The sequence below is a fragment of the Actinomadura chibensis NBRC 106107 genome (assembly GCF_001552135.1).
GTDB classification, from domain to species: Bacteria; Actinomycetota; Actinomycetes; order Streptosporangiales; family Streptosporangiaceae; genus Spirillospora; species Spirillospora chibensis.
Genome location: NZ_BCQP01000030.1, coordinates 110,981 through 134,544, shown reverse-complemented (window position 1 = coordinate 134,544; position 23,564 = coordinate 110,981). Strand labels below are relative to the sequence as shown.

The following is a 23,564-nucleotide window of genomic DNA, read 5'->3' as shown; positions in this document are numbered from 1 at the left end:
CAGGTGAACATCGCCTTCCCCGGCCAGGATCCTCCTGAGCGCGAACGGCAAGCCGCCGCCCATCTGGCCCGGATTCTCCCCACCGCCGAGGCCAGCGGTCTCATCACCTCCTGGTTCTTCATCCGTAAGGACCGCTGGCGCGTCCGCTACCTTCCCACCGAAACCGCCGACGACGGCCGCTACGTCCGTTCCCTGCTCACCCGAGGCGTCGACTGGACCAACGACATCTACGAACCCGAAGTCCACGCCTTCGGCGGCCACCCCAGCATGGACACCGCACACGAACTGTTCCACGCCGACAGCCACCACCTGCTCACATTCCTCAACAGCACCCCCACCGACCGCAGAGAACGGTCACTGATCCTGCTCACCACTCTCATGCGGGCCGCAGGCCTGGAATTCGGTGAGCAAGGCGACGTCTGGGCCCGCATCGCCGAACAACGCTCCGCCCTGCACGGCGAACTACCCGACCCCGCAACCTGGGCCGCCTTCACTGACGACGTCCGTCGGCTCCTTCTCGGCAGACCCCGGCCAGACGACATAGGAAACGACTGGCTCACCGCATTCGAAAGAGCGGGCGGGCAACTGAAAGCCCTGCGAGAGAGCAGCCAGCTCACCCGCGGCATCCGCGCTGTGACCACCCTCCACGTGATCTTCCACTGGAACCGAATCGGCATCACCGGCCCCACACAGGCAATACTCGCGCAAGCCGCAAAAGAAGCCATCCTTACCCCTTGCTGACCAGAACATCGGCCGCACCTCAGAGGGTCCTTAGACTCTGGTAAGAGCACCAGCGTGGACCTAATTTCACCGCCGACGGCCGGGACATCCGGTCACGCTCGATCCTGCAGTGGTTCGGCCCGTCCCCACCCCGCCGCGCACAACGGACACGCCGCTGACAGCCGATTCCAACGTACGCGGTCCCGCCTATGGCCGACCGCGGCCGAGTGGCTGGCTCTACGGGCGGCGAGGCAGCACCACCCGCGGCGATGTCCGTAGCGTGCACCGATGGCTGTGCCGCAGGCCGTGCGCGCGCCGCTGGCGGCGTCAGGCCCGCGGCGATCGGCACTCAGCACATCTCCGCGCGCTCCCACGTAAGCGGACGTTGGTTCAGATCATGGGCAGGTGACGGCTTCTACGGCCAGGACTCCCAAAGCTTCTTTCTCGGGGTTCGTAGAGGCACCTGGCGGGCCGTCCGATTCGCCTGGCGGCCTTGAGGGCCACCGTTAATGGATAAGATCTGAAGGTGTCTGAAAATCGTTGGTTTATCCCTGATGATCCGTCGGACATAACCGGTGAGGAGCGGGCCTTTGCCAACGCCCTGTCGGATGCGACCGCCGACCTGGTCTGTCCGGGTGTCTGGGATCTGCTGATCCCGGCCGCAGACAACGATCTCGTGACCGATTGGCTGGTCGCCGCGCTGGTATTGCACGATCTTCCGGCGTCTGGGGAGGCGTTGAGCCTGCTGGACTTTGGCGTCCACTATCTGAACGGCCGGATCCGAGGTAGTCGCCTACATAACCAGACGTACTTCCTCGACGGCCGAATCGAGCTCGATTCGGTCGGCAGCGTGGAGGAGTTGGCGCGGCTCACCGCGGACTGGTTCGCCTGGATGCTGCGCCGCCCGGTGGTACTGAAGGCCTGGTTGAACCACAACTACGCGTACGCGTCGCGGTACGAGTTCGCCGATACCGGCCAAGGGCTCGTGGTCAGCTACCACGACGGCCACAAACCGGAGGGGCAACACCGCATGCCTCAGGCCCCTGGCGGACCCGCCCCAGATCTGATCTTCCACATCCGAGGGGACCTGACATTGGCCTCGGAGCCGCTGATGCTCTGCGAGCAGGAACGACACGGCCTGTTCCCAGGGCCATGGCTCACGTGACCGATACCTGGCGTACGGGGACCGTGAGACGGGACACCACAGGTCATGACGGTTGCTCTCGCAGTACGCCGGGCTCGCCCACCGCTCGCCGCCGGCGCGCGCCTCCGCGGGACGGCTCCCGCTCGCCCACGTGCTCGGTCATCGCAGTGCTCCCAGCCGGTTCAGTAGCGTCTCAGGGCGAGCATGGACCTGCGCCACAGTGGTCGCGTCCTCACGGGCGCACACGATCGGCGAGAAGTCCTACTCCTCGACGGAGCCGATAGTGGGTCATCGAACCGGGCGGCGTGCGCGTCGGAAATGGGTTCGCCGACGAATTCCGTGGCCCTTCAGGCGGAGGTGTTCGTGAGCGGGAACTAGTGTTCTGCGCCTGAGATCCGTTGTAGATATCGGGCGAGGGAGTTGAGGATCTCTTCGGCGGTCTTGGTCCGCACGAACGGACGTGGGTTGGTGTTCCAGTGGGCGCCCTGGCTAGTCGCGCACGTCGGCTTCCAGGGCTTGGACGCTCTTGTGGACGCCGCGGCTGGTGAGCTGGGTGGTGAGGTGGGCGAACCAGCATTCGACCTGGTTGAGCCAGGACGATCCGGTCGGGGTGAAGTGCGCATGGAAGCGGGGCTGACGGGCCAGCCAGGCGTTGACCAGCGGGGTCTTGTGAGTTGCCAGGTTGTCGCAGACCAGATGCACCTGCAGGTCGGCCGGCACCCTCTTGTCGATCAAGGTGAGAAACTTCTTGAACTCCACTGCACGGTGCTTGCGGTGCAGTTCGGTGATGACGGTGCCGTCAGCGATGTCGAACGCGGCGAACAGGCTGGTGGTCCCGTGCCGGGCGTAGTCGTCGGTGCGTCGCTCGGGCGTGCCCGGCATCATCGGCAGCACCGGCTGGGAGCGATCCAGGGCCTGCATCTGCGATTTCTCGTCCACGCACAGCACCACGGCCCGCTCGGGCGGATGGTGATACAGCCCTACCACGTCCACCACCTTCTCCACGAACAGCGGATCGGTGGAGATCTTGAAGGCGTCGGCCCGGTGCGGCTTGAGATCGAACCGGCGCCAGATCCGCCCGATCGTTGAACGCGACAGCCCGGTGCGTTCGGCCATCGAGGCCCTCGACCAGTGCGTGGCGCCCGGCGGGGTCTGCTCCAGGGTGAGCGTGACCACTTCCTGGACCTTGTCCAGCAGGATCGAGGGCGGACGTCCGGGGCGGGGCTCATCGGCCAGTCCGGCCAGGCCGTGCTCGACGAACAGGCGGCGCCACTTGGCCACCGTCGGCGGCGAGACGCCCAGCTCGGCGGCCACATGCGTATGGAACGCCCCCGGCTGGGCGCACGCCAGCACGATCCGGCACCGCAACGCGTACGCCTGCGTCGAGGTCGCCGCCCGCTCCAAGCCTCGCAGCCGTGACGACATGGCAGCAGCCCCCGTCTTCGAGGGACGGGGGCTGCTAGAGGGCGTCTTACTTGATCATGCGCTCCTTGAAATCAAGTTCGGAAGTCGGCTGTGGATCCCGCTCGGACGAGCGGCAGGCATCCAGCAGAGCCAGGTGAGAGCTGTAGCGCTCGTGGATGGCGATCAGGTCGGTGGCCGAGAGGGTGCTGGTCTTGTAGAGGAACGTGCTGGGGTTGGCTTTGGTGCATCGTGCGAAGGAACCCAATGGCAGCGCCAGCCTCAGGCTTCTTCCTAGCTGGTCGAGGAATTCGCGTGGGACCAGCTCGTTGAGTAGTTTCCAGTGCGCGACGTTCCATGTGTTGTCGCGGTCCTGATCGGATCGCTCTGGCTGATCTGAAGCACCTTCATCGCAGCTCACCCCTCCGTGATCCTGCCAGAGGATCAGGGTCATGGAGACGTTCCGTGCTGCCCTCTCACTTTCTGCCGCCGCCCTTACTGCCGTCTCCCACTCCTGCTTCTCCCACTCCTGCGCTGCCTCCGCCTGCGCACGAGCCCGAAGGAGTAGGCGGCGGTCTTCATCGAAGCGTTCTTGGGCATCGGTGATCATTTGCTTGGCACGGTCGAGGGCGGAGTCCTCAGTTTCTGCAGCCCGCGCTTCCGCTTCGGCCAGGATCTGGGCGGCTTTGGTTTCGGCTGAAGAGATGATCGCTTGCGCTTCGCTGCGGGCTGCGACCACCACGTCGTGGGCATACCCCCATGGGTCCGCCAGCGAGACAGGCCCGGAGAAGGTGATCCTGGCCTTGTCGGCCTTGGTCGTCGAGTATGAAATCTCGTCGCAGATGATCTCCGCCGCAGGCGGCAGTTTCAGGTCGTCCTCGTCGCTGATCGCGGAGTCGATCTCCTCGGTGTCGAGGATCCGTTGCAGTCGAGCACGGACGTAATCCGGAGTGATGTGGCTGGTGGCGCCCTGGATCCGTTCCAGGCGCTCGGTCATCTCGCGCTTGATCGCCTGGGTATTCGGCTGGTGGTCGGGGTTGGTGTAATCGCTCGGGTCGCTCATGCGCTTCCTCCCTTCCCGGGTTCCGGCGCCCGGCCGGAGATCATCTTCTTCAGGTCCAGGCTCTTCTCCAACCGGCGGCGGGCGTGCCGGGCGTTCGAGCGGACGTTCGGCTCGTTGATTCCAAGCAAACTGGCGATTACTTCGTTGCTCAAACCTTTAGCAATTCCCAACATCACCTGCCGCTGACGGGGCGGCAGGTCCTTGATCACCATCTGCACCCATGCATAGTCATCGGCATCGTCAAGCTCTCGGCCGGACCGGCCGCGGGGGTTCAGCAACCCGGCGAGCACCGCACGCTTCTCAGCGTCTGCCTGGCGGGCGTCGCGCTTGCGTTCCCGGAAGAAGGCGTTGGTCGCGGCCTTGCGAACGTAGGGCTCAGGGGCCTCAACCTTTGACCAACGCCGGTAGGCCTCGATGAAGCCGACCTGGACGGCCTCCTCAACCTCGTGGACCGGCGCCTTCAAAACAAACACAAGCAGGTTGACAAGGCGGTGATAGCTCTCTTGATAGAAGTCACTGAAGTCGACCTTCTTCGCCGCCTCCAGCGACACGGCGTCGGCTTTGACGCCCGGTCCGCTGGTCTCGGTCACGTTCATCTCCTTAGCCCGGAAACGGTTCAAGCAGCACCAACACCTTTCGCCCAGCCCTCTGGAGTACTAGAGGCCACCAGGGGGCTGGGGCGTGAAAGGCCAAACCAAGATCTTTTAAACGGGCCCCGGGGCGGCCTGCCCGGGGACGTGCTCACATGCGGCCGATGAGCACGACGACCAGCAGCGCGATCACGGCAGCAAACACCGTCAACACGATGGAACCGGTCGTGGAGTAGGCGGTGACGACAGCCAGCAGCGTGGCGACGAATGCCTGCTGCGGATCCTTGCCGCCGTCGCGGCCATGCTGCGGACGCGGACGGCCGACAGTGGCCGGGAGAGTGTCCGGCTCCGTCGAGGGTGCGAGGGCCCGCTCGGCCGTCGCCGGGGTCCCCGGCTCGGACTCGACGACAGCGCCCGCTTCAGACCGGTCGTGGGCGTGAGATCCCGTGGCGTCCACGAGTATGTTCCTTCCGCGAGGAATCTGGCGACTTCAGACATCACCTTGAGGCCTCGCGCTGGACCTGCCGTGAAAACGCCAGGTCATGAGCGGGCGGCGCCCCAGGTGGACGCCGCCCGCTCTCACCCCCGGCACCCCACGTCTTCGGGCGAGCGGAACCCGGTGCTTCCGCCGAGCCATCGGCGGCTCTGCGCCTCCGCGATGCGGTCGGTGAGGTTGTTGATGATCTCGGTGAGCCGGCCACGCTGGCGAAGATCGACCTGCAGGCGCTGCTGGCCGACCCCGCCCGCGGACCGGTCCTGGTTTCGGGGTCGATGTGGCCTGGATTCCGGCACACCCTGACCGCTGGCGGCGACCCCGCGAAACCTGATCCGCACCGGGCGGCGCGGGCGCTGCTCGACCGGGCCGAGTACATCACCACACCGCCCCCGTTCACCGCCGCGCAGATCACCGGCCTAGCCGCCGCCATCGACAGCGACCCGCGCCTGCGCGCCGCAGCCGAGCAGGCGCGCGGCGGGCGGATCACCCAAGAACTGGCCGGCGCTCCCGAACTGCTACGCCGCTACCAGGAAGCCAGCCCGGCCGCGCGGGCGGTGCTGTGGGCCGCGATGGACGCCCGCCGCCTGGGCCACAGCCTGTTCTGCCCGAACCGCTGCTGCGCGACGCCGCACCCGGCTACCTCGACAACAACGAACGGGCCCGCATCGGCGGCACCGCCTGGTTCCCCGACGCGCTGGACGAGCTCACGGTGCCCCACCGGCGGCTGCCCGGCCCCCTGGTCCGACACCGGCCCCCTCCCGGTGCCCACCCGCTGTACCGGCTGGCCGACTACCTCGAACAACACGCCCGCACCGAACGCACCCTCGTCTGTCCCCCGGCCTCCTTCTGGGACGCAGCCGTCCGTCACGCCCACACTCCCGACGAGCTCACCGCCCTCGGACAGCAGGCAGAGATCAGAGGCCGCTACCGCCACGCCGTGCACTGCTACCAGCGGGCCAGCGCCGCCGGGGACGCTTACGCGCTGTTCTTACTGGCCGAGCGCCGAAACGGGGCCGGTGACCACGAAAGCGCCGCACAGCTCTACCAACAGGCCACCGACGCCGGGCACGCCGACGCGTTACTGGACCTGGCCCGCCTACGGGAGGAGGGCAGTGACCACCAAAGCGCCCAGCGGCTCGCACGACAGGCGACCCCCGCAAGCGCTAACCCGTTGATGTATTTGGCGGAGCTGCGGATGCAGGCGGGTGACCATCGGCGTGCCGAGCAGCTTTACCTGCACGCCGCCGACGCCGGGGACACCCGCGCGCTGGAGGGCCTGGCCCGGCTGCGAGAGCAGGCCGGCGACCGCCACGGTGCCGAGCGGCTTCGACGCTTTGGCCTGACCGCCGCCGGGGACGTCGAGGAACCCTGGACATGAACATAGCCCGTGGGCCAAGGCCTGTCCGGGGACGCTCTGCGCCCGGTGGGCTTCGACGTCCTAGGTGAACGTCGGGTTTCCGTCGGAACAGCAGCGATTGGCGATGTACGGGTTGGGGCGGACGGATGTCCGGGTGGCGGACGGGGTCTGGAACCGCTCGTCCGTCGCGAACTGTCTCGGCCAGCCGCTGATCGACAACTCGCATCGTGATCGACAACCATCTGAAGCGTGGCCGGGGCGGCAAGGTTTCCTTCGCCTGCCTGATCGCTTACACGATCGTCAAGGTTTATCCCGCCACCGCGGGCGTGGTTACCTGATCGCTCCCACCGACCCACTGGAGTACAGGCAGCGCCGTCCCCCGGGCTGGACATCCTCAAGCACGGCCTCACCCTGTGGGACCTGGAGCGAGTTCGCGGCGGGCGGGTTCGGCGACAAGCCGACACAAGTTGCGCGACCTCATCGGCGCACTGCGCTGGCCCACGGCGTGACGACCGTGCTCGCCGACATCGTCGGCACGTGTAACGGGCAGATCTTCAGCGAGTTCGAGGGCAACCCAGATCCGCGCAGCGCACAACGCGCAGGGCTCCGATGACGTATCGACCTGCAGTTTCGAGCCGAGCACGCCACCCCCCCCCGGCTGACCGGACCGGCGGAGTCCACCGGGGGGCCGTCCGTGACGACCTCTACCCTTGAGAGGCGCAAGTGCTTCGTACAAGGCGCCTTCTTCGGTCGGTTACCCGCGCGGGTCGATCGGAGGCGGGCCCGGTCGACGTCCCGCCGCAGAGGCGAGCGCCAACCAGCCCGCACGGAGGAGGATCTCGTGGCTGAACGCCCGCGAGAGGAATCCGACGGGGACGACAGCTCGGAGCAGGAGCGCACCGTTGCGGCGTGGCGACGCTGGTGGCCGCCTTCGCCCTCCACGATCATCGGGGCGGCGGGGCTGGTCCTCCAGGCTGTCTTGGTGTTCCGTGGCCGTTAGGCCCCCGGATGCCGGAAGGGCCCCCAGGGAAGCCGCCCTGAAGGCCCTTAAAACCCGACGGAGTTGAGCTGGGACCGGCCCCTACCAGCCAGGTAGGCGGTCGGCTCCCACAGCACCGCCACGGGAGCGCAGGCGTTACCCACACCCACGACCCCGATGCTAGGTCAGGGTACCGGCAGAACTCTCCGCCGACTTCTGCACCGTGCTCAGGGAGATAGCAGCGCAAGGACGTCCAGCACACCGGACGCTAGGACGCCCTAAGGCGTCCAGCGGGGACGTCTTATGGCCTCTCGATCGTCCCGAGGACGTCCCGAGAGACGGCACCTACGCCGACGCGATCCGCGCAGCAGAGGAAAACGACGAACACGCGTCCACCCCGTGGCCGGACTTGGCCGAGTGGCCGACTCTGCGGGCGGTGAAGCAGTGCCGCGCGGGGGACGTCCGTAACGTGCAGGATGTGGGAACTGGTGAGCCACCCGAGTCCGGGGCCGAGGCTGAGGCTGGGGTCCACCAGCATGTGACCGCCGCCCGCGATGCCTACACCGCAGGCCGGGACCTCATCATCAACCTCGGTGAGCAGAGCGAGACGCCCTCCGCAGGGCCGCTGGGTCGGGTGATCGGTGAGCTGGGCGAGCAGGACGCGCTGGCGCTGGAGGTTCACCAGGCGTTCGAGGCGGGCACGTCCGGACGAGCACCGGTGCTGCCGGTGTACCTGCACCGCCCCGGATTCGACGACCGGTTGCGCGCCGCCGTCGCGGCCGCGACACTCGGCAGCCGCACGGTAACGGTGGTCGGGGACTCTTCGACCGGCAAGACGCGGGCGTGCTGGGAGGCGATCCGCGCCGTACTACCGCACTGGCGGGTCTGGCACCCGCTCACCCCCGAACGGCCGCTCGCACTGGCCGAAGCGGTCCGCGCCGGGCGGATCGCCCCGCGGACCGTGATCTGGCTGAATGAGGCCCAGTTCTACCTCCAACCCACCGACGGAGAACCGGTCGCGGCCGAACTGCAGGCCCTGCTGGCCGACCCGACGCGCGGGCCGGTGCTGGTCCTGGGATCGATGTGGCCCGGATTCCGTGCTGCCCTGACCGCCGTTCCCAAGAACCCTTCAGCACCCGATCCGCACCACGCCGCGCGGACGCTACTCGACCAGGCCGACTACATCACCGCACCACCAGGGTTCACCAACACCCAGCTCACCAGCCTGGCCACCACCATCACCACCGACCCGCGGCTGCGCGCCGCAGCCGAGCAAGCGCGCGGCGGACGGATCACCCAGGAACTCGCCGGCGCCCCCGAACTGCTGCGCCGCTACCAACAGGCCACCCCCGCGGCCCGCGCGGTGCTATGGGCCGCGATGGATGCCCGCCGCCTCGGCCACAGCCTTTACCTGCCCGAACCGCTGCTGCGCGACGCCGCGCCCGGCTACCTCGACGACCACGAGTGGAGCCAGGTCGGCGGCACCGATTGGGACATCGCTGCCTTTGACGAGCTCACCAAGCTGCACCGGCGGCTGCCCGGCCCGCTGATCGAACACCGGGCTCGCCCCGGTGAGCCGCAACCAGCCCACCCGCTGTACCGGCTCGCCGACTACCTCGAGCAGCACGCCCGCACCGAACGCGCCCGCATCTTCCCCCCGGCATCCTTTTGGGAGGCGGCCGCCCGCCACGCCCACACCCTCGACGACCTCACCGCCCTCGCCGGGCGGGCAGAGGAGAGAGGCCGCTACCGCCACGCCGCGCATCTCTACCGGCAGGCCGCAGACGCCGGGGCCCCTTCGCATTGCTGGGCTTGGGCAGGCTTCGGAAGATGGCCGGGGACCGAGAGGGCTCCAGACGGCTCTTCCGGCAGGCCGCCGCCACCGGAGATCCCGACGTGCTGCAGCACATGGATTGGATGCCGCGCGAGCCTGGGGAGCCGCTGTACTCCGAAGTGCTTTACCAAGAAGCCGCCGACGCTGGAGATCCCAAAGCCCTGTTGGAGTTGGCCGGGCTGCGGCGGAGAGCCGGGTACTTACAGGACGCCGAACGACTCGCACTCCAAGCCGCCGATGCCGGAAATCCCGACGCGCTGCCGTACCTGGCCCACCTACGGGGGGAGGCCGGGTACCTGCGAGACACCGACGCCGCGACCCCCAGATCGCCGGATCATCTAGCCCTGCTGCGGGAGGATGCCGGCGACCAGCGGGGCGCCGAACGACTTGTCGTCCCACTCCTCACCGACGCCGAGCCCCTCATCACACTTTTGTTCCTGGTCAGATGGCGGGAGGCCATCGGGAACCGGCAAGGCGCCGAACGGCTCGCGCTTCAAGCCGCCGACGCCGGGTGCCCCGACGCACTGACACTCCTGGCCCAATTACGAGAGGCGAACGGAGACCTCCAAGACGCCGAACGGCTCTACCGGCAAGCCGCCGACGCCGGGCGCTCCGATGCACTGATACACCTGGCCCGGCTGCGGGAGCAGACCGGGAACCAGGAACGCGCCATACGCCTCTACCAACAGGCCGCCGACGTCGGCAACCTCGACGCGCTAGTCCAACTGGCCCGACTGCAGGAAGCAGCGTGGGACCTGCAAGGCACCGAACAACTCGCGTTCCAAGCCGCCCAAGCCGGGCACCCTCACGCGCTGACAAGCCTGGTCGAAATGCGGGAGCTGGCCGGGCATCAGCACGCTGCCGAACGACTCGCACTCCAAGCCGCCGACGCCGGACGTTCCGGCACGCTGCTGTACCTGGCCAAACTGCGGGAGGAGATGGCCTGGGATCAACTACGACACGACACCCAGTACCAGCAACGACACAACGCCCGGGACCACGTACGTCGGGACGCCGCAGAACTCGCGCTCCAAGCCGTCAACGCCGGAAATTTCCATGCAGTGCCCTACCTGATCCAATTGTGGGAGAGAGTCGATGACATCGAGGGCGCCCAACAACTCCGCCGCTTCGGCCTGACCGCCGCCGGAGACATCGAGCAACCCTGGACCTAGCGACCCGTTCAGAGTCGGGTTCAGACACCACGACCAACTGGAAGCGCACCTGGCCAGGGCGCTCCATCCACCGCTTCCTCCCGCACCGTTCGTGCCTCTAATCATGCTTTCGGCCGCGTGTCCTTTCCGTACGGAGCGGCCGACTGGCCGGGACGGTCAGAGGTGGCAAACAAGACTGAGTAGTCAGGTCGGGCGGCGGTGAGACCCACGGCAACCGCGCCACCCAAAGGCCCCGGACGAGTGACCTCGTCGCCGTATCCTGGCCCCTGACACCCAGCGCCGGGCGCCGCGCGCGCAGACTCTGGGGACGCGTCGGGCCTGAGTCGGCGGTCCGCGAGGGCCCGCATTCTGATGGCGCCGGGCTTTGGAAGGACGACGTCTCGGGTATGGAACGCTGGGTCCATGGCTGAGGTGGCGGAGACGAGAGCTTCACGCCCGCGCCGTGGGCGTCCGGGCCATGATCAGGAAGCGGTGCTCCGCGCGGCGATCGGTCTGTTCAACCGGCAGGGCTATGAGGGCACCAGCATGGGGGACCTGGCCCGCGAGCTGGGTCTGACGAAGTCGGCGATCTACCATCATGTGCCGAGCAAGGAGCATCTGCTCGCCGCCGCGCTCGACGAGGCGCTGGACGGGCTGACCGGTGCGGTCGAGCGGGCGGGCGCCGCCGAGGCCGGCGGCGACGCCTACTCGCGGCTACGCGCCACGGTGCGGGAGAGCGTCCTGATCCTCGTGGCGCATCTGCCCGCGGTCACCCTTCTGCTGCGGGTCCGGGGCAACAGCGAACTCGAACTCGACGCCCTGCGACGGCGGCGCCGCATCGACGAGGTCTTCGCCCGGCTGGTGGCCGAGGCCGCCGCCGAGGGCGTGGTGCGGGACGACATCGCCCCCGAGCTCATCAGTCGTCTCTTGTTCGGCATGGTGAACTCGTTGGTCGAGTGGTACCGGCCGGACGGCACGCTGGACGCCGAGACCCTCGCCGACGCCGTCACCGAGACGGCGTTCGCTGGGATCGTCGTCCGTGCGGCACCTGGCTCAGATGGGGCGGCGGAGTGATCGGCTTCTACCGCGCAGTTCCGCGATGACCACGGGCGTCCCGGCGGAGACCCGGGTGACGGTCACGTCGTAGACGCCGCTGCGGCCTCGGCGTGCTCGCTCCGACGCGTCGGCGAGGAGGGCGTCGTCCAGGCGGGCGGGCTCCAGGAACGTGATGTCGAGGCTCGCGGCCACCGTCACCTCGCCGTAGGAGTTGCAGGCGAGGGCGAAGGCCGAGTCGGCGAGGCTCGTGACGAACCCGCCGTGGCAGATGTCCCAGCCGTTGATCATGTCTGCCCGGACGACCATGGCGACTGTCGCCGTCCCCGGCCCGACGCGCACGAGCTCCATGCCGAGGGAACGGCTCGCGGCGTCGCCGGACCACATCCGTTCGGCGCTGCGCCGCGCGATCTCCTCAGGCGTCACCACGTGTAGAAGCCCTTGCCGCTCTTGCGGCCGAGATGACCCGCCGCGACCTTGTCGCGCAGAACGGTCGGGGGCGCGAAGCGCGGTCCCAGTTCTCGTTCGAGGTGCTCGGCGATGGCGAGGCGCACGTCGAGTCCGACGAGGTCGGTCGTGCGCAGCGGTCCGACCGGGTGCCGGTAGCCGAGGGTCATGGCCGTGTCGATGTCCTCGGCCGACGCGACGCCCTCGTCGAGCATGCGCATCGCCTCCAGGGCGAGCGCCACGCCGAGGCGGCTGCTGGCAAAGCCCGGCGAGTCGGTCACGGTGATCGCGGTCTTGCCGAGTGCCGCGGCCCAGGCCCGCGCGTCGGTGACGAGCGCGGGCGAGGTCGCGGCACCGACCACCACCTCGATGAGGTCGCTGGCGGGCACCGGGTTGAAGAAGTGCAGGCCGATCAGCCGCGTCGGGTCGGGCAGGTCGAGGGCGAGACGATCGATCGACAGCGAGCTGGTGTTGGTCGCCAATGCGGCCCGCGGAGCGTGGGAGGCCGCAGTGGCGAGCACGCTGCATTTCAGGCCGGCGTCCTCGGGGACCGCCTCCACGACGAGTTCGGACCCGGCGAGGGCGGCGGGGTCCGTCGTCGTTGTAAGGCGGGCGAGAACGGACGCCGGGTCCTCGTCGAGCAGGTCGCGTTCCGCGGCGCGGGTCAAGCTGGTCGCGACGCGGTCGCGGGCCGCGCACGACGCGGCATCGTGCGACTCGACGACGGTCACGGCGGATCCGGCCGTGACGAACAGGTGAGCGATACCCGCCCCCATGCGCCCGCCGCCGAATACGCCGACGCGATGCGGAACCCTCATGAGCTGCCCTTCTTCTTGCGTTCGAGGAACGCGGTCATGCGGTGGTGTTTGTCCTCTGTCTCGAACAGGACGGCCTGCGCGATGTCGTCGATGAGTGGGTGGGCGGCGCGGGGGGCGTGGAACAGTTTCTTGGTCAGGCGAACCGCCAGTGGGGCCTGGGCGAGGATGCGGTCCGCCCAGCGGTGTCCGGCCGCCTCCAGTTCGTCGGCGGGCACCCGTTCGTTGAGAAGGTGCAGCGCGAGGGCCTCGTCGGCGTCGAGGACGCGGCCCGCGAGCAGGATCTCCTTCGCGACGGGTTCACCGACGAGTTCCGCCAGGCGCCAGCAGGCGCCTGCGGCGGCGAGGATGCCGAGACCCGGTTCGGGGTTGCCGATGCGCGCCGTGGGAGTGCCGATGCGGAAGTCGCAGGCGTAGGCGAGTTCGGCGCCGCCGCCCAGCGCGTGGCCGTCGATCAGGGCGATCGTGGGCATCGGCAGGCGGTGGATCCGGTCGAAGATCCCGGAGTTGACCCCGCGCAGGGCGTCGTCGCGGCGGCGCTCCCGCAATTGGGCAATGTCGGCTCCTGCGGCGAAGGTGCCGCCCTTCCCTATGATCAGCGCGATGCGGGGGTCGCTTTCGAGGAGGGCGCAGGCGGTGTGCAGTTCGTCGACCATCCGCTGGTCGATGGCGTTGCGGACGTGGGGGCGGTCGAGGCGGAGCAAGACCCGGTCGTCGAACTGCTCGACCCGGACCGCCGTCACGGCCGCTCCAGGAGAAGCGCGGCGCCCTGGCCGACGCCCACGCACATGGTGGCCAGGCCGCGCCGGGCGCCCGCGCGTTCGAGGCGGCCGAGGAGCGTCACGACCAGGCGGGTGCCAGAGCAGCCGAGCGGGTGGCCCAAGGCGATGGCGCCGCCGTCGGCGTTGACGATGTCGAGGTCGAGCCCGAGGTCGCGCACGCAGGCGATGGACTGGGAGGCGAACGCCTCGTTGAGTTCGACCGCTTCGACGTCGTTCAGGGTCCACCCCCCGCGTTCGAGGACCTTGCGCGTGGCGGGCACCGGGCCGATTCCCATGATCTGGGGCGGGACGCCCGCGTTCGCCGCCGCGACGACGCGGGCGCGGGGTTGGAGCCCTCGTCGTTCGGCGTACCTCTCGCTCACCACCACGACCGCGGCGGCGCCGTCGTTGAGGGAGCTGGCGTTGCCCGCGGTCACGAGGCCGCCAGGACCGTTGACGGGACGCAATCTTGCCAACACCTCCAGCGTCGTGCCGGGACGGGGTCCCTCGTCGGTGTCGACCAGATCGTCCCGGACGGGGACCGGGACGATCTCGTCCGCGAACCGGCCGTCCTTGATCGCGTCGAGGGCGCGCTCGTGCGAGCGCACCGCGAACGCGTCCAGTTCCTCGCGGGTCAGTCCCCACTGCTCGGCGACGCGCTCGGCGGTCTGCGGCATGGAGAGCGTGGTGTCAGCGCCGTGGCGGGGGTTGGTGAAGCGCCAGCCGATCGAGGTGTCGAACGCGGGGCCGGGCTTGGCGAACGCCCTGGAGGGCTTCTCCTGCACCCACGGCGCCCGGGTCATCGACTCCACGCCGCCCGCGACGACCACGTCCGCGTCACCGGCCGCGATCATCTGCCGGGCCGTGGCGACGGCGGTCAGGCCGGAGGCGCACAGCCGGTTGACGGTGAAGCCCGGGACGCTGTCCGGGAACCCGGCGAGCAGCGCGGCCATCCGGGCGACGTTGCGGTTGTCCTCCCCCGCCTGGTTGGCGGCGCCCAGCACGACCTCGTCCACCTCGGCGAGGTCGACGCGGGCGCGCCGGACGGCCTCGCCGACCACGAGTGCCGCGAGATCATCGGGGCGCGCTTGGGCGAGCGCGCCGCCGTAGCGGCCGATGGGCGTGCGGGCGCCATCGACGATGAAGGCTTCCATCATGGATCTCTCCGGGGTCAGGCGTCGAAGTCGACGGTCACGGCGTCGCTGAGGGCGAAGGACTGGCAGGTGAGGACGAAACCGGCGTCGACCTCGTCCGGTTCGAGGGCGTAGTTGCGGCGCATGTCGACCTCGCCAAGGCGCACCTTCGCCCGGCAGGTGCCGCACACGCCGCCCTTGCACGCGAACGGCAGGTCGTTGCGGGTAGCGGCGGCGCCGTCAAGCAGGGTGCGGTCGCGGGGCAGGGCGGAGGTCGCGGCACGGCCGTCGAGCACGATGGTGACGTCGCTCATCTCCCCGCTCACGGTGTCGTCGGCGCGCCGGACCTCAGGGGGCGGCTCGTCGACGTGGAACAGCTCGACGTGGACGCGGGAGGCGTCGACCCCGGCGTCCGCGAGAACCTCCCGGGTGCCCGCGATCATGCCGAACGGTCCGCACAGCCAGACGTGGTCCAGAGCGGCGACGGGCACGAAGGCGGCGATGAGGCGGCGCAGCCGGTCGGCGTCCAGACGTCCGGAGAACAGCGCCACGCCACGCGGCTCGCGCGACAGGACGTGCACGAGCTGGAACCGGGGGCCATAGCGGTCCTTGAGGTCGGCGAGTTCCTCGGCGAACATGACGGTGCCGCTGGTCCGGTTGCCGTAGAGCAGCGTCACCTCCGCGCCGGGATCGGCCAGCACGGTGGAGGCGATCGACAGCATCGGCGTGATCCCCGAGCCGGCGGCCACGCACAGGTGGCGGCCGCCAGAGCCCGGGTCGGCGCGGAACCCGCCGGACGGGCGCTGCGCCTCGATGATGTCTCCGGGCCGCACCTCGTGGACGAGCCACGGGGAGAACAGCCCGCCCGGGATCTCGCGGACGCCGATCCGCGGCGGCGCCCCGGCGGGCGCGCAGATCGAGTACGAGCGGCGGTGCTCCGCTCCGTCGACCGTCCGGCGCAGGGTGAGCGACTGACCGGCCGTGAAGTCGAACGCGCCGCGCAGGTCGGACGGAACATCGAAGGTGATGGCCGCCGAGTCGTCGGTGAGCCGTTCGACGTCCGCGACCGCCAGCCGGTGGAAGGCCGCGCGGACGGGGGCCACGGTGTGGTCGACCGTCGTCATCAGATCTCCTTCACGTGCTCGAACGGCTCCAGGCACGCCGCGCACCGGTACAGGGCCTTGCAGGCGGTGGACCCGAACTCCGAGGTCAGCTCGGTGCCGGACGAGCCGCACCGGGGGCAGGTGAGCGCGCGGCGCCGCGGCAGCAGCGTCAGGGGAACCGGCCCGCTCCGTTCGGGGGCCGGGCCGGGGGGCGACAGACCGTGGTCGGCCAGGGCGGCCCGGCCCCGGTCGGTGATCCAGTCGCTCGACCAGGCCGGATGCAGCCTGACGCGGACCTCGACGTCCGTGAAACCGGCGTCGGTGAGGCGGTGGACGAGGTCATCGCGCATGGTGGCCATCGCCGGGCAGCCCGAGTAGGTCGGAGTGATCGTGACGGTCACGCGCCCGTCCGCCACCTCCACGTCGCGCAGGACGCCGAGGTCGTGGAGCGTGAGCATCGGCAGCTCCGGATCGGCGACCGAGGCCGCGACCCGCCGGGCGCACGTCTGCGTGCTCACCACGACCCCCTCGGGTGCTCCCTGGCCACCACCTGCATCTCGGCGAGCATGCGGCTCAAGGCCTCGGTGTGGAGGCCGTCGCGCCCGGTCCGGCCGCTCGGTCCGGCGAGCGGGCGCGCGTCGGGGCGTTCCACCCCGCTCGCCGAGAACATCTGATCGAGCAGGGCACCAACCTCTCCGGCCACCGCGCCGGGGTCGACGCCCACGCCCGCGCGGGCGAGCCGTCGTTCGACCGGATGGGCCGTGAAGAGTTCCGCGTGCAGCGGCCAGACCGCCGCCAGGCCAGCGACGACCCGGCGACGCGATTCCGCAGTGCCACGGGCGAGGATCAGGAACCAGCGCCCGGCGTAGTCGCGGTGGTACGCCAGCTCCTTTATGCCCTTGGCCGCGACCGCGGCGAGCACCGGGTCCCGGCTGGAGGCGAGCCGCCGGACGATCTCCAACCGCCAGGCGGCGAACAGCGCCAACCGGGCGATCGTCCGGCCGAAGTCGCCGTTCTCGGCCTCGACCAGCCGCACACAGCGGTATTCGGTGGCGCCGCGGAAGAACGCGAGGGCGTCCTCCGGCGGGACCGGCGAGCCGACCGGAAGCGCCGGGACGACGCCCGGGTCCGCCGCCGCCCCGCGCGCCAGCAGCAGCCGGGCCTGCCCGAGCAGGTCGAGCGCGATGTTGGCCAGAGCGATGTCGTCTTCGAGGTCGGGCGCGTTGCTGCACCACTGCGCGAGCCGGTGCGACATCACCAGGGCGTCGTCGGCGAGCATCAGGCAGTACGCCGCCAGGTCGGACCGGTTGACGCCGCTGGGCAGCGTGGTGTCGACGCCCGCGAGCGGGTCCTCGAAGTCGGTGCCGAAGGCCCACTGGGAGTCGTCGCCTTGGAGGCCCGCGTAGGCATTCGCATGGTCGGTCATCGCGGCCGCCTCACATGTGGGGGACGTTGTCGGGGATGTCATAAAAGGTGGGGTGGCGGTAGACTTTGTCGCCGCTCGGCGCGAACAGCGGGTCCTTTTCGTCGGGGCTCGACGCGACGACCGCGTCCGAGCGCACCACCCAGATGCTCACGCCCTCGTTGCGCCGGGTGTAGACGTCGCGGGCGTGCCGCACGGCCATCTGGTGGTCGACGGCGTGCAGCGACCCCACATGCACGTGGTTCAGTCCGCGTTTGCCGCGCACGAACACCTCATACAGCGGCCATTCGGGTTCGACCCGCCGGGTCACCACGCCTCCTCGTACTGGGCCTCCTCGGACTGGGCGGCCGCGAACGCCATGGCGGCCTCGCGCACCCAGGCGCCGTCCTCCCACGCCCTGCGGCGATGGGCGAGGCGCTGGGCGTTGCACGGACCGTCGCCCTTCAACACGGCCCAGAACTCGTCCCAGTCAGGGCTGCCGAAGTCGTAGGACCCGCGCTCCTCGTTCCACCTCAGCTCCGGGTCGGGCAGCGTCACGCCGAGAGCCTCGGCCTGGGGGACGGTCATGTCGACCATGCGCTGGCGCAGCTCGTCGTTGGTGTGACGCTTGATGCCCCACGCCATCGACTGGGCCGTGTTCGGGGAGTCGTCGTCCGGAGGACCGAACATCATCAGGGCCGGCCACCAGAACCGGTCGACCGACTCCTGCACCATGGCCCGCTGCTCGTCGGTTCCGCGCATCATCGCGGCAAGCAGCTCATAACCCTGGCGCTGATGGAACGACTCCTCCTTGCAGATGCGGATCATCGCCCGGCCGTACGGTCCGTAGGACGTCCGGCACAGTGGGACCTGGTTGCAGATCGCGGCGCCGTCGACGAGCCAGCCGATGGCCCCCACGTCGGCGTAGGTCAGCGTCGGGTAGTTGAAGATCGATGAGTACTTCTGGGCGCCGGCGAGAAGCCGCGCGGTCAACTCGTCGCGGGTGACGCCGAGCGTCTCGCACGCGGAGTAGAGGTAGAGGCCGTGCCCGGCCTCGTCCTGGACCTTGGCGAGCAGGATCGCCTTGCGGCGCAGCGACGGGGCGCGGGTGAGCCAGTTGCCCTCGGGCTGCATACCGATGATCTCCGAGTGGGCGTGCTGGGCGATCTGGCGCACCAGGGTCGCGCGGTAGCCCTGCGGCATCCAGTCGCGCGCCTCGACGCGGTCGTGGTTCTCGATCGTCGCGTCGAAGCGCGCCCGCAGCTCATCCTCGTCAACGTCCTGGATCGTCATGGTCCCTCCACGGAAGACAGGCCGACCGATTTACTGACCGATCGGTTTGTAAAGAGGGTGACATGCGGACCCGACGTCACGCAAGACGGGTGCGGACATTTACTGACCGATCGGTTTGTAATACTGTGACCTGGCCATGACCCATCAGCGGAAGGACACCGGCCGGATGAGCGCACTTCTGGAGAGCTACGCGAGCGGACAGTGGTTCCAGGCATCCGACGGGGGGCGCCCCCTCCTGGACGCCGCGACCGGTGCGGAAGTCGCCAGGATCTCCGCCACTGGTCTCGATCTCGCCGCGATGGTCGGCCACGCCCGCGACGTGGGCGGGCCCGCGGTCCGCCGCCTGACGTTCCATGAGCGGGCCGCGATCCTGAAGGCTCTCGCCAAGCACCTCTCGGGTGTGAAGGACGAGCTTTACGCCGTGTCCGCGTGCACCGGCGCGACACTGCGCGACTCCCAGGTCGACATCGACGGCGGCATCGGCACGCTGTTCAGCTATGCCAGCCGGGGGACGCGCGAACTGCCGAACGACACGGTGGTCCTGGACGGCGACACCGAACGGCTGGGCCGGTCCGGGGTGTTCGCCGGTCAGCACGTCTACACCTCCCGGCTGGGCGTCGCCGTGCAGATCAACGCCTTCAACTTCCCCGTGTGGGGGATGTTGGAGAAGCTCGCGCCCGCCTTCCTCGCCGGGCTGCCGTCGATCGTCAAGCCCGCGAGCCAGACCGCCTACCTCACCGAGCGGGCCGTCCGGCACATCATCGGGTCGGGACTCCTGCCGGAGGGGGCGCTGCAGCTCCTGTGCGGCGGTCCCGGCGGGCTGCTCGACGAGCTGGGGCCGCAGGACTCGGTCGCGTTCACCGGCTCGGCCGCCACGGCGACGGCCCTGCGGCAGCACCCGGCCGTCCTGCACCGGGGCGTGCGGCTCGGGGTCGAGGCCGACTCGCTCAACTGCTCGGTCCTCGGGCCGGACGTCGGCCGCGACGACCCCGAGTTCGACCTCTTCGTCAAGGGCGTCGTGACCGAGATGACTGTGAAGGCAGGGCAGAAGTGCACCGCGATCCGGCGTGTGATCGTCCCGGACGCCATGGCCGACGCCGTCATCGAAGCGATCGGCGCCCGGCTGGCCGCGATCACGGTCGGGGACCCGCGCGAGGAGGGCGTGCGGATGGGCCCCCTCGCGAGTCTCGGCCAGCGCGAGGAAGTGCGCAAGGCCGTGCAAGCCCTGCGCGCGTCGGCGGACGTCGTCTTCGGAGCCCCGGACACCGTCGAGGTCGCCGGAGCCGACGCCGGCTCGGGGGCGTTTCTCGGGCCGCTGCTGCTGCGCGCCCGGCCCGGCGCCGCCGAGCCGCACGACATCGAACCGTTCGGACCGGTCGGCACGGTGCTCGCCTACGGTTCGCTGGAGGAGGCGGTCGCCCTGGCCGCGCGGGGTCAGGGCAGTCTCGCGGGCTCGCTCGTCACCCACGACCCCGACGTGGCCCGTCGGGTGACGCTCGGTCTCGCGCCCTGGCACGGTCGGCTGCTCGTACTCGACCGGGTCGCCGCACCCGAGTCCACCGGCCACGGGTCGCCCCTCCCGGTGCTGGTGCACGGAGGGCCGGGACGCGCGGGCGGCGGCGAGGAGCTGGGCGGCGTCCGCGGCGTGCTGCACCACATGCAGCGCACCGCGATCCAGGGCTCGCCCGACATGCTCACCGCGATCACCGGCCGGTGGACGACAGGCTCGGCGCGGACGGTCGACGACGTGCACCCGTTCCGCAAGAGCCTCGCCGACCTGCGTGTCGGCGACACGATCCGCTCGGCCAAGCGCACCGTGACGCTGGCCGACATCGAGCACTTCGCCGACTTCACCGGCGATACGTTCTACGCCCACACCGACCCGCAGGCCGCGGCCGCCAATCCGCTGTTCGGCGGCATCGTCGCCCACGGCTACCTGGTGGTCTCGCTCGCGGCCGGGCTGTTCGTGGACCCGGCGCCCGGGCCCGTCCTGGCGAACTTCGGCGTCGACCGGCTGCGTTTCCTCGCCCCCGTCAAGGCGGGCGACACGATCGAGGTGACCCTGACCGTCAAGCAGATCACCCCGCGCCGGAGCGCCGACTACGGCGAGGTCCGCTGGGACGCGGTCGTCGCGAACGCCGAGGGCGAGCCCGTCGCCACCTACGACGTGCTGACCCTCGTCGCCAAGACCGCGGCCTGAGGACACATGGAAAGGCGCGGGGCCCGGATCGCCACCGGGCCCCGCGCCGTTTTCCGCGTTCTCAGACGGCCTGCCAGTGCTCCGTCCTGCGCTCCACGAACGCGAGCAGGCCGTCCAGCGTCACCGCCACGACGACCATGACCACGATCGACGCCCAGACGACGTCGATGTCGAAGAGGCTCTGTCCTTCGGCGGCGAGATGGCCGAGTCCGGCGGCCGTGCCGATCAGTTCGGCGACGATGACGCCCTGGAGCGCCAGCCCCACGCTGGTGCGGCTCGTCGCGAGCAGCCAGACCAGCAGCGAGGGGCCGTACAGATGGATCGCGAGCTGCCGTCCGTCCGCGCCCAGCATCCGGACGTGGTCGGCGAGGCCGCCGTCGAGCGCGGCGAGCCCGGCCGCCGTGTTCGCCGCGACCAGGAACACCACGACGAACGCCACGTAGATGACCTTCGCCGACAGACCGAAGCCGAGGACGATCGCGAACATCGGATAGAAGACCAGGCGGGGAACCGCGTTGAAGAACGCGAAGTACGGCTCGAAGGCGGCGCGCAGCGTCGGCCGCAGTGCCATGGCCGCGCCGATCACGACCCCCGTGACGGTCCCGGCCAGGCAGCCGAGGAGCAGCACCAGGGCCGTCGCCGTCGTGTCGCGCAGCAGCGTCCCATCGTCCGCCCAGGTGCCGATGACGCGGGCGACCCTGCCCGGGCTGCCGAAGTAGAACGGGTCGAGCAGGCCGCTGGAGGTCGTCCACCACCATGCCGCGACCAGGAGGGCGACGGTGGCGAGCGGCACGAGCAGGTTCGTCACGCGCGTCCTCACGCGGCCCTCCAGCTCAGCAGCCGGCGTTCCAGCCACAGGATCGCGCGGTCGACGCCCAGGCCGAGGACGCCGACGAGGATCGACATCGCCATCACCGCCGACGCCGACTGCGCCGACTGCGCCTGACTGATCTGGTATCCGATGCCGGTCTCCGAGCCGAGGTACTCCACGACGACGGCGGCCAGCAGCGCGAACGCGGCGCTCACCCGCAGGGAGGCGATGAGCCAGCCCATGACAGCCGGGACGGTCACCTCGCCGAGGATCCAGCGCCGTCCCCCGCCCCAGGCGGCGACCTGGCGGCGCAGCAGCGGGTCGATGCTCCGCACCCCGGCGTTGAGGTTGTAGAAGACGATGAAGCCGACCAGCGTGGCCACGAACGCGACGGCGGTGAGGCGTCCGATGCCGAACCACAGGATGAACAGCGGGGCCAGAACGATCTTCGGCACGGCGTTCGCCGCCGCGACCAGCGGCATCGACAGCCGCATCGTGTAGCGGTTGGCGGTCAGCAGGAGCAGCGCGAGCGCACCCACGACGCCGACCGCGAGCCCCGCGGCGGCCGAGCACAGCGTCGAGCCCACCGCCTCGGCCATCGCCGGGCCGTCGAACCAGCCGCGTACGACGCCCGCCAGCTCCGACGGACGCCCGGTGCCCAGCACCAGCACATCGGAGTAGGACGCCGCCTGCCAGCACGCGACCAGCGCGGCACCGGCCGCCACACGCAGCGCCGACACGCGCGCGCCGGGGCCGCGCCACCGGGCTGCGCGACCGGTCATCGGCCCTCCCCGACGTCGATCGCCTTCGGGTCGGGGTTCGGCACCCCCTGGATCCGCGCGTACTCCACGGCGGCCTTGACCTGCACGTCCACCGGGTTGGTGTCGGCGGCGCGGACAGCGGGCGCGAACAGCTCCCAGGCGCGCGGGAAGCCGTCCGCGGCCGACTTGCGGAAGTCGGGCGTCATCAGCGAAAGCAGCGCGCCGGACCCGGTGTCCAGCAGCTTGCGCCGTGCCTCCCCCTGCGTTCTGACGACGGCGTCGACGACCTTCGGGTGCTTCTTGGCGAACGCCGCAGTGGTCACCAGGCCGTTGCACGCCGCCGACTGCGCGAAGTGCTCGGCAGAACCGTTGGTGTTGTGGACCACGTACCCGGCCTTCTGCTCCAGCGCGAGCGCCGCGCCGGTGGCATCGGTCATGATGATGTCGACCTTGCCGGTCTTCAGCGCGGGAACGTACGCGGTGACGGGGCCGAGCGCGATGCCCTTCTGGTTCTTCCACCCGATTCCGACCTTGTCGGCGACGAGTTTCCCCAGGATCTCCGACTGCGAGCCGACCTTGGAGTAGCCCCAGTTGCCGCCGTCGTAGGCGGTGATGTCGTCGCCGCGCGTCTTCTCATACTTGGCGGCGCCGACGAACACGATCGCGGCGCCGTCGAACGTGCACGACACCGTCTTCAGGACGGGCGCGCCGCGTTTGGCGTTGACGGCCATGACCGTCGCGGCGGGCAGCACGCCGAAGTCGACGGCACCGCTCATCATGCCCGCGATGAGGTCGGTGCCGTTGCCGACGGTCTTGCGCTCGGCGTGAAAGCCGCCGTCGCGGGCGGCCCTGTCCATCAGTCCCGTGCCAAACGCCGCGTAGGTAGGGGCGTCGAACAGCGAGAAGCCGGCGTACTGCCCGATGCGGACGCCGGGGCCTGACCGGTCGTCCCCGCCGCCCGAGCCGCATCCGGCGAGGCCGAGGGCTACGAGCGCGGCGAGACCGACAGCCGCGGGCGCGGCCACGGCCGCGCGGATCGTTCGTTTCATG

The 23,564-nt window shown here is 69.9% G+C and carries 22 protein-coding genes and 1 pseudogene; 7 read left to right on the top strand and 16 right to left on the bottom strand.

The window, feature by feature from the left end; translation table 11 throughout:
* Nucleotides 1–3: 3 nt before the first annotated feature.
* Both ACH01S_RS18615 and ACH01S_RS18610 read left to right on the top strand, forming a co-directional pair.
* A complete protein-coding gene (locus ACH01S_RS18615) occupies nucleotides 4–741 on the top strand; it encodes a thiopeptide-type bacteriocin biosynthesis protein (protein WP_246236389.1) in 738 nt (245 codons plus the stop codon).
* A 505-nt stretch (nucleotides 742–1,246) separates the two neighbouring features.
* On the top strand, nucleotides 1,247–1,885 hold the full coding sequence (locus ACH01S_RS18610) for a hypothetical protein (protein ID WP_067892854.1): 639 nt from the start codon (nucleotides 1,247–1,249) through the stop codon (nucleotides 1,883–1,885).
* Between the two features lie 353 nt (nucleotides 1,886–2,238).
* Here the strand turns inward: ACH01S_RS18610 and ACH01S_RS18605 are convergent.
* From ACH01S_RS18605 to ACH01S_RS18590, 4 genes and pseudogenes are all read right to left on the bottom strand, one after another.
* Nucleotides 2,239–3,289: pseudogene (locus ACH01S_RS18605) on the bottom strand (IS630 family transposase).
* Between the two features lie 46 nt (nucleotides 3,290–3,335).
* Nucleotides 3,336–4,328 (bottom strand): hypothetical protein, encoded by a 993-nt coding sequence (locus ACH01S_RS18600; RefSeq protein ID WP_067892852.1) that lies wholly within the window; start codon nucleotides 4,326–4,328, stop codon nucleotides 3,336–3,338.
* Nucleotides 4,325–4,918, bottom strand: a complete 594-nt coding sequence (locus tag ACH01S_RS18595) for an RNA polymerase sigma factor (RefSeq protein ID WP_169809300.1) — start codon at nucleotides 4,916–4,918, stop codon at nucleotides 4,325–4,327. The genes ACH01S_RS18600 and ACH01S_RS18595 overlap by 4 nt, the downstream gene beginning before the upstream one ends.
* A gap of 151 nt (nucleotides 4,919–5,069) precedes the next feature.
* Nucleotides 5,070–5,375: a hypothetical protein gene (locus ACH01S_RS18590; protein ID WP_067892847.1), complete on the bottom strand. Its 306-nt coding sequence runs from the start codon at nucleotides 5,373–5,375 to the stop codon at nucleotides 5,070–5,072.
* A 598-nt stretch (nucleotides 5,376–5,973) separates the two neighbouring features.
* On the opposite strand from ACH01S_RS18590, the gene ACH01S_RS18575 reads away from it, so the two are divergent.
* From ACH01S_RS18575 to ACH01S_RS18550, 4 genes are all read left to right on the top strand, one after another.
* Nucleotides 5,974–6,792 carry a tetratricopeptide repeat protein gene (locus tag ACH01S_RS18575; RefSeq protein WP_148344016.1) on the top strand — a complete coding sequence of 273 codons (819 nt, stop codon included), beginning with the start codon at nucleotides 5,974–5,976 and terminating at the stop codon, nucleotides 6,790–6,792.
* A gap of 1,496 nt (nucleotides 6,793–8,288) precedes the next feature.
* Entirely contained in the window at nucleotides 8,289–9,926 is a 1,638-nt protein-coding gene (locus tag ACH01S_RS44465) for a hypothetical protein (protein ID WP_169809299.1), read from the top strand.
* 89 nt (nucleotides 9,927–10,015) lie between these two features.
* A complete protein-coding gene (locus ACH01S_RS44460) occupies nucleotides 10,016–10,756 on the top strand; it encodes an SEL1-like repeat protein (RefSeq protein ID WP_169809298.1) in 741 nt (246 codons plus the stop codon).
* Nucleotides 10,757–11,158: 402 nt separating this feature from the next.
* The gene (locus ACH01S_RS18550; RefSeq protein WP_067892829.1) at nucleotides 11,159–11,809 is read left to right on the top strand and encodes a TetR/AcrR family transcriptional regulator; all 651 of its coding nucleotides are present in this window, start codon (nucleotides 11,159–11,161) and stop codon (nucleotides 11,807–11,809) included.
* On the opposite strand, the gene paaI is transcribed toward ACH01S_RS18550, so the two are convergent.
* From paaI to paaA, 9 genes are read right to left on the bottom strand one after another with little or no spacing between them, the layout of a single operon-like run.
* The gene (gene paaI / locus ACH01S_RS43635) at nucleotides 11,789–12,217 is read right to left on the bottom strand and encodes a hydroxyphenylacetyl-CoA thioesterase PaaI (RefSeq protein ID WP_306303250.1); all 429 of its coding nucleotides are present in this window, start codon (nucleotides 12,215–12,217) and stop codon (nucleotides 11,789–11,791) included. The two genes, ACH01S_RS18550 and paaI, sit on opposite strands and share 21 nt — an antisense overlap.
* The gene (locus ACH01S_RS43630; RefSeq protein ID WP_067892827.1) at nucleotides 12,211–13,053 is read right to left on the bottom strand and encodes a 3-hydroxyacyl-CoA dehydrogenase family protein; all 843 of its coding nucleotides are present in this window, start codon (nucleotides 13,051–13,053) and stop codon (nucleotides 12,211–12,213) included. Before ACH01S_RS43630 ends, paaI begins: the two co-directional genes overlap by 7 nt.
* Entirely contained in the window at nucleotides 13,050–13,793 is a 744-nt protein-coding gene (locus ACH01S_RS18535) for an enoyl-CoA hydratase/isomerase family protein (RefSeq protein WP_067892825.1), read from the bottom strand. Before ACH01S_RS18535 ends, ACH01S_RS43630 begins: the two co-directional genes overlap by 4 nt.
* Nucleotides 13,790–14,968, bottom strand: coding sequence for a thiolase family protein (locus ACH01S_RS18530; protein ID WP_067892823.1), 1,179 nt, complete (start codon nucleotides 14,966–14,968; stop codon nucleotides 13,790–13,792). Before ACH01S_RS18530 ends, ACH01S_RS18535 begins: the two co-directional genes overlap by 4 nt.
* Before the next feature lie 14 nt (nucleotides 14,969–14,982).
* On the bottom strand, nucleotides 14,983–16,068 hold the full coding sequence (paaE, locus tag ACH01S_RS18525) for a 1,2-phenylacetyl-CoA epoxidase subunit PaaE (protein WP_067892821.1): 1,086 nt from the start codon (nucleotides 16,066–16,068) through the stop codon (nucleotides 14,983–14,985).
* Entirely contained in the window at nucleotides 16,068–16,568 is a 501-nt protein-coding gene (paaD, locus tag ACH01S_RS18520; protein WP_067892819.1) for a 1,2-phenylacetyl-CoA epoxidase subunit PaaD, read from the bottom strand. Before paaD ends, paaE begins: the two co-directional genes overlap by 1 nt.
* Entirely contained in the window at nucleotides 16,562–17,473 is a 912-nt protein-coding gene (gene paaC, locus ACH01S_RS18515; protein WP_067892817.1) for a 1,2-phenylacetyl-CoA epoxidase subunit PaaC, read from the bottom strand. Before paaC ends, paaD begins: the two co-directional genes overlap by 7 nt.
* 10 nt (nucleotides 17,474–17,483) lie before the next feature.
* On the bottom strand, nucleotides 17,484–17,780 hold the full coding sequence (paaB, locus tag ACH01S_RS18510; RefSeq protein ID WP_067892949.1) for a 1,2-phenylacetyl-CoA epoxidase subunit PaaB: 297 nt from the start codon (nucleotides 17,778–17,780) through the stop codon (nucleotides 17,484–17,486).
* Nucleotides 17,777–18,742, bottom strand: a complete 966-nt coding sequence (gene paaA / locus ACH01S_RS18505) for a 1,2-phenylacetyl-CoA epoxidase subunit PaaA (protein WP_067892815.1) — start codon at nucleotides 18,740–18,742, stop codon at nucleotides 17,777–17,779. The genes paaB and paaA overlap by 4 nt, the downstream gene beginning before the upstream one ends.
* Nucleotides 18,743–18,908: 166 nt before the next feature.
* On the opposite strand from paaA, the gene paaZ reads away from it, so the two are divergent.
* Nucleotides 18,909–20,942, top strand: a complete 2,034-nt coding sequence (paaZ, locus tag ACH01S_RS18500; RefSeq protein WP_067892813.1) for a phenylacetic acid degradation bifunctional protein PaaZ — start codon at nucleotides 18,909–18,911, stop codon at nucleotides 20,940–20,942.
* Between the two features lie 61 nt (nucleotides 20,943–21,003).
* Here paaZ and ACH01S_RS18495 read toward each other — a convergent pair whose 3' ends face one another.
* The 3 genes from ACH01S_RS18495 to ACH01S_RS18485 are packed head-to-tail and all read right to left on the bottom strand — an operon-like array spanning nucleotide 21,004 to nucleotide 23,563.
* Nucleotides 21,004–21,762: an ABC transporter permease gene (locus ACH01S_RS18495; protein WP_067892811.1), complete on the bottom strand. Its 759-nt coding sequence runs from the start codon at nucleotides 21,760–21,762 to the stop codon at nucleotides 21,004–21,006.
* A complete protein-coding gene (locus tag ACH01S_RS18490; RefSeq protein WP_067892809.1) occupies nucleotides 21,759–22,535 on the bottom strand; it encodes an ABC transporter permease in 777 nt (258 codons plus the stop codon). Before ACH01S_RS18490 ends, ACH01S_RS18495 begins: the two co-directional genes overlap by 4 nt.
* Entirely contained in the window at nucleotides 22,532–23,563 is a 1,032-nt protein-coding gene (locus ACH01S_RS18485) for an ABC transporter substrate-binding protein (protein WP_067892807.1), read from the bottom strand. Before ACH01S_RS18485 ends, ACH01S_RS18490 begins: the two co-directional genes overlap by 4 nt.
* Nucleotide 23,564 lies beyond the last annotated feature (1 nt).